Annotated in this window: 2 protein-coding genes; both read right to left on the bottom strand. The window is 34.8% G+C overall.

The genetic code is table 11. From position 1 onward, the window contains the following. Nucleotides 1-161: 161 nt before the first annotated feature. Nucleotides 162-2,282: an Ig-like domain-containing protein gene (locus QZV68_RS09955; protein WP_296880846.1), complete on the bottom strand. Its 2,121-nt coding sequence runs from the start codon at nt 2,280-2,282 to the stop codon at nt 162-164. Then, nucleotides 2,215-7,143 (bottom strand): hypothetical protein (locus tag QZV68_RS09950; protein WP_296880845.1); only part of this gene is annotated, 4,929 nt, incomplete at its 5' end. The genes QZV68_RS09955 and QZV68_RS09950, both read right to left, overlap by 68 nt.

Here is a 7,143-nt window from a genome sequence, read left to right as displayed (position 1 = left end):
CTAAATTATCCAAACCTTTCTTTTTTTTAATTATTTGATTTAAAATTATAATTTAACTGATTTTTAGTGCTTTTGGGTTTAAAATTAGTATTGGCCCAATCAAGTGATTTTGAAAAAAAAGAGAAAATGTGAGGATTGAAAATCCTCAAAAATTTTGTGTTTTATCTGTATCTTTTAACATAGCATTTAGCTGTGTTTTTAAGTGTTTTTCCGTTTGCTTTTACCTTGTAGGTAAAGGTTGCTTTGTATTTTTTACCTTTCTTAAGTTTTTTGGTAACTTTTTTAGGTACTTTGAATGTTGCAATTCCTTTCTTATTGGTTTTTGCCTTGTATGTTTTACCCTTAAATTTCATGTAAACTCTTTTCTTCTTAAGGACTTTTTTGCCTTTGAGTTTAACTTTGATTTTAAGATATTTAGATTTCTTTTTAGCTTTTGTTGTCTTTTTAGCTTTACTTTTAGATTTCTTATTAAGTTTCACTAACTTTTTAAGAGGTTTCACAACAGATTTAACAGTCACTGTATTTTTAGTGGTAAATCCTTTGTATGTTATAGTAATAGTGTGTTTTTTAACTTTTAAACTTAATTTAAGGGTAGCATAACCATTTGCATCTGTTTTAACAGAGTAGGTTTTACCTCCAACATTCATTTTAACAACTTCGCCTGCTCCAACGTAATTGCCGTCGTCACCAACAATTCTAACAGTATATTTGGAATTGTCAGCAAAGAAGATTTTCACGTTCTTATTGCCTGTAATCCTTGCAGCTATATTTAAATTATTCAATTTATATTCGCCAGTTACCGGATTAATAATGACAATAGCATGATTTCCGACAGATAATTTATTGTTTAATCTCAAGACACCATTTGAATCGGTTTGGACAGTGTATGTGTTTGTATCCACCTTAACGGTTACCTTTTCATTTGCAAGTGGGAATCCTTCTGCATCAAATAATGTTGCGGTGTAATCCAAGCCACTATTATAACCTCTGGTCATGTCAGAAGAAATAATTGAAGCATTGTTCTTGACGACAGCTGACTTATTGACTGAACTGTAATTACCGTCACCGCTGTAGACAACAGTAACAGTATTATTACCCGGTTTTAAGCCTGTAACGTTGACAACTGCACTGCCGTTGGTCACGTTAACGACTTGTATCACTTGGCCATTTACATAGAGAGTTACATTTCCAGTGGCATCCGCAGGTAATCTCACGGTTATTGAAGGTGTGCTGCCAGTTATGTTTTCAAGGTCGATGTCAATAGTTGGTTCGCCTTTGGTCACGGTTATTTCACTGGAATTGACTTTGGACTTGTTAGTGTAGTAGGAGTCGCCTTCAAAAGTACCTGTGACAATGTAGGTTCCTAGTTTCAAGTTAGGGACAACAAGGTCTTCAAGACATGATTGTTTGATAGTGTAAACTACTTCCTCGTTTTGATATACAGTGTATGTAATGTTTCCATATGCATTGACAGGAGCAGTTACTCTAATGGTTGCATTTTCACCATAACCAATCACATCGTTTGATAACCTGAAGAATCCATCATCAGATTTATTGACTGTTAAAGTGGCGTTTGCATATGCTTCGGTATAATTTTCACTTTCAAACACATAAGCTTTGATTTCATAAGTGCCTGGCTTGAAGAGTGTACCGTTGAATGTGAATGTTGCTTGGTCTTCAACAGGTAAGGTCACTGATTCATCACCTATGAATACGGTGTAATAATCAGGAGCATTGGCACTTACATCCACTTTAATTTCATTGCCATAGTTAACTTCAACATCACTGACTGTAATGACAGGTGCAATCTTGTGAACTTTCACATGAACGAATGCAGTAGCTGGAAGGTAGTTTTTATCTCCGCTAGATTTTGCAACAATTACATAATCACCCGCTGCCAATGTGAGATTTTGCAGAGTCTCATTAGTGTAGGTCTTGCCGTTCAATTCAAAGACAACATTGTTAGGTTTATTGGCGAGTATGGTAACATTTAATTTCTCACCATAATTAATGTCTTTAATTGTAACGTTTAATAGCTGTTCTATTTGGTTGACAGTGAATATTTTAGTTATTTTATCAAAAGTGTAACTGTTTGAATTACTGTCTTCCGCATTCAATACTACAGTATGGTCTCCAGCGCTAGGACGTTTTACATTGTGGGTGAACTTATTGTCAGTTACGTTTACTGAATAAGTTCTGCCGTTAATGACCAAATTAGCAGTGAAGTTCACTATAGATGTTTCTGTAATTGTCTGCATCATTGTCTGTAAATACACAGCCATCGACAGTTGCATTTATATTTGTTCCAATGTATAATGCACCGTTTTCTGAAAGTGTGTTGGCTGTAAATGTGGATTCAAGAACAGATATGTTTTTGTCATTAATTTTAATAACATTTTCAACAGCATTATCTGTGAATGTACAACCTGAAATAATGGATTGTTTATTATCTATTGTTTGGATCACATCACGATCCATGGTATTGGATGTGAATATTGAATCTTCAATGAGTAGATTGGAATTTCCGCTTGCATGAATAACATTTGCACCTTCAGTGTTATTGATAAATGCAGAATTAATGAGAACATTTCCACAGCCTATAACATCAATGATATTTTCCGCTAATCTGTTTTCAACAAATTCAGTTGATATGATTTTTACTGAATCTGCATTTCTTATTAAAATCATGTTTCCCGGACTGTTTGTGTTGTTCTCAAATGTTGATTCGTTAATAATGACATTGCTTGATTTAAGACTACTATAAACTATAGGAGAGTCAAGAATATTGTCATTAAATCCAGATTCAACAATGGTTAAATTTCCTTTATTGTAGATAACGGCTTTATCTGAACCGCTACTTAAAGTGTTATTGACAAATGCACAACCGTTAACAGTCACATTACCTTCATTATAAATAATTGAATCATCAGTATTAAAACCTGTGATTACAATATCTTCTAGGGTAACATCGGAATTTGGATAAATAGTCAAAAAGTAATAATCTGCTGAAGCCGCATCAAAAACAACATCTCCAAGTGCAGTAATAGTTAATTTCTTATCTCTAATTAGAATTCCGAAATTGCCAGGACCAGTATAATTTCCTTCGTTTACATAAATGATGTCATCATCTGAAGCATCAGCGATAGCTTCACGTAATGTGTCGAATTTTTTACCAGTACTGTTGACAATGAAATTACCCTCATAATCAGTGACTTTGAATGTGGTTGTGTTCACTGCATCATTATAGTTTTCATCACCTTCACGAACTGCAAATACAGTGTAGTTTCCTTCTCCAACACTTTCCAAGGTTTTTTCACCATAACCATCAGTAATGTTGACAGTTAAAAACTTGTTATTGAATAGAAGGTTGATGATTCCATCTTTGCTTGCATTGACTTTTAAAACAGGTGCAGCCACTAATGCCTCCCTAAGGACAATGTCATCAACAGTAAGATTGATGTATACATTTGCCTTATGGATGATGAGCCTGTCAATTACTGCTTCACCGTAATAGATGTTGCCGTTGCTGTCATAAATGATTTCATTTAATATGACGTCATAAATGCCTTTTGGCATGACTCCTACATTGTGTTCAAATATGCCTTCTGTAATGTCGACTGTTGCATCAGTATTGTTGACAAATCCAGGTAATACAAGTTGAAGATCAATGTTGAATTGAGGGTCAAGGGTACCGGTAATTATTACAGGGACACCGTATTCACCATCAGGTATGTGCAATATCACATCATAGAAATCAAATACGTTTTCACTGAATTCGATTTCTCCAGCATTGTAAATGTTTGCAAACTCGTCGGCATAGTTAATTCCAAATACAGATTCTGTAAGTTTTAAAGTTCTGTTGTTATAAATCCCTCCACCTTTACCGCTTGCGGTATTGGCAATGAATGTTGAATTATTCACAGTAGCAATATTATTGTTGTAAATAGCACCACCGTCAATTTCTGCAAATCCTCCGGTGAATGTTGAATTAAAGACTTCTAATTCATTTTCACTGTAAATTGCTCCACCATATCCGTTTGCAGTATTGTCTTCAAATGTGGAGTTTAAAACTTGTAATTTTCCGGTACTGTAAACTGCTCCACCATTTATACCTTCATTTTCTGTGAAAACACTGTTGTTAATGTTTAATGAATTTGTGCTGTATATTGCACCGCCATTTCCATAATTAATGTTTTCTGTGAAATTAGAGGAGGTAATGTCTGCAATTCCATTGTTGAATATTACGGAATTAGCATTAATGATATTGCTTGCAAATACAGTTGAATCGACGGATAATTCTCCTTCATTTAAAACAATTGCATTGTTAATTGAATTGTCGGAAAATTCACTGTTTAATATGTTCAATAAACCAGTATTGTATATTATTGCTTCGGTTTCAAAATCAGTGAATATACAGTTTTTAAATATTAAATTACCATTATTTTCAAATGCCGCATTGGTTTTTATGCTTCCATCGGTAAAGTTTATGCCTTCAAACACAACATTGCATCCTTCATTCACTGTAAAGAACCAGTTTGTACTGTTTCCATCGAAAATAACAATACGGTCTCTGAAATTTTTAAGAGTGAAGGATTTGCTGATTTCTATTTCCATATTCTCCTCAATATGGTAATTATGATTTGCATAAATAATGCCATTTTCCACAACTGCATCAATAGCATCGGTTAAGTTTTCATACACTTCATCCTCTGATATGATGAAATTCGCATTAATCATTTCAAATTTATACCCAAAGAGATATGTATTGAAGTTATGGTCATTCATTAGACCTACTGTATAGTTACCTCCCAATACTTCTTCAAAAGTGATGTAGAAATTGAAGGATCCGTTATTGTACATTGTGTATACAGGTACTTGATCGAAGTACATTAAAACCACTGAATCAAATGGATCTGGGCTTGTACCGTTAATTGTGATTGTCTGGTTGATTTTATCTATGACAACATTGTATATTTCGCCAGTACCATTGAAGACACAATATTTGCTGGTTATTTCACTAACTCCAGATCCTGCAAAGTAATTCATCTCACGGTTTTCCCCTTCTCCTTGGAAGTTATCTAAAAAGGTACAGAAGCCAAATGTTGCAGAGTTATCCTGTAGACTGCCGTCAATATAGATTGCTCCACCTTCTCCTTTTGCATAATTGTTTGTAAATGTAGTATTTACTGCAATAACCATTGCATCCTCATCTGCAGTGACTGAACCTATATATATGGCTCCACCATCAGCATCAGCATTGTTATTGCTGAAATTACAGTTCATTAATGTCAAAGTACCTGCATCCATCTCGATAGCTCCACCATCACCATCAGAATATCCATTGATTACGGTAATGTTTTCAAGTGTAATTGTCGGACCTTCTGTCTGATAGGTATATGGAACAGGAGGAGCTGTCTCAGTCCATTCTACTTCAGTTTCATATGTTAAATATAGGAATTGATTTTCACCTTCACAGTCGAAAATAACCTCTTCGCCAGGATAAGCTCTGATTGTTATTTCCAATTCACCTTCAATTTCAATTCCGCAGAATCCATATCCCTTATAGGTTCCACCTCTAACTGTAATGATACCGCCCATTAGTGAAGCCTCGTCGATTGCCTCTTCCAGGGTGTCGAAATATTGAGGGTCATCATCATCTTCATCCTCTTGGTAAATGAAGTTGCCATATTCTTCATAGTCATCGAAAATGGAATCTTCATCACCAAGTAGGTCATTGTTTGAGGCAATAAGAAGATCATCATGGGAATTCCAATTGAAATTATTAACGTTTTCGTCATCTACTTCCTCAATTGAGGATTGGCCGAGAACATTGCTGGTGGTGCCAAGTGATGATCCGCCTTTGACATTCAAAGTGGCCTCAGCAGAACCTGATAAGTAGTTTACACGTTCCTGTGAAGTGACCTTGATTGTGTAAGTTCCAGGTGCAAATGTCTTATCCACATCAATGGACTTGCTGCCGTTGATTAATGTGATGAGTTTGTAGTCACCAATTTCTATTGTGTAGATTGATGGAACATTTGTTTCAATGTTTACAGTAATGTTTTCGTCAGATCCAACTTCCACATCCGCTACAGATATGGTTGGATTGGCCTTTTTCACTTCAAAATCAATAATGGAATATGTGGATTCGAAAGCTTCGTCATTATATAATGCTACAAGAGTGTATTTTCCTGCATCTAATTTCAATGACTCAAGTTCTTCTTTTGTATAATATACTCCATTCAATTGGTAGGTTATTGTACCAATAGCATTTGCAGGTAGTGTTTCAGTGACTTTTATGGTTTCACCATATGTGATATTGTCAACGGAAACATTCAAATCAAAGCTTGCACTTTTGACTTTGAACATTTTAGTAATGCTGTCCATATGATATGCATTTTCATTGTAATCTACAATACCGTTTAAAACAGCATGATATTTGCCCGGATTCAATATGTCTGTATTATAGGTGAATGCATTGTCTTTGATTTCCACAGTGACGTTTTCACCAGCGACTGTTAAATTAGCTGCAGCATAGATATTAGCACCAATATCTGCTGTACCGCTGATTATTGAGCTTTCACCGTATTTAACATTCAATGCTTTTAATTCAACATTTTTAACATCAAAAATGGTATCATGAGCTACGGTAAATCCATTGCTGTAAATATTTCTGTATTCACCGGTGTTATTTGCAAGAACACAACCGTCAATGAATGCTGTAACTTTAGGAGATGTTGCAATAGCTCCAATTGTTGCATTGTTGTTCATAATGAGGCTGCTGTCAATAAATAACCTAAGCTTTTCATTATTAGGGTTTTTCATTAAAATAACAGAACCCATTTTACCTTTATTGTTGTTGAAAGTACAGGTGTCGATGTTTGCGTTTGAAATTCCGTCAAGGCATATGACTCCACCATTAACATCCTTGTTGGAGTTGCTTTCAAAGTTGGATGAGTCAATATTAAAGGTTACTTCAGCATCGTTTGCATTAACATATATTACTCCACCTTCAAGTTCTGCATCTTCGCCCATCTCATTTTTGATGTCGTTTTTAATGAATTTGGATAATGAGACACTCACATATATTGAGTTATTTCCGACATATATTGCAGATCCTTTAACAGCAGTATTCTGTTCAAA

Origin of the sequence: uncultured Methanobrevibacter sp., from assembly GCF_902801725.1 — an archaeon.
Classification (GTDB): Archaea; Methanobacteriota; Methanobacteria; order Methanobacteriales; family Methanobacteriaceae; genus Methanocatella.
The sequence above is the reverse complement of the archived record's forward strand: the minus strand, read 5'-3'. Positions and strand labels throughout refer to the sequence as shown.

Bases quoted from the DNA above. Each gene is read 5' to 3' on its own strand.
- QZV68_RS09955 (WP_296880846.1), bottom strand. From the start codon at position 2,282: ATGGCTGTGTATTTACAGACAATGATGCAGACAATTACAGAAACATCT.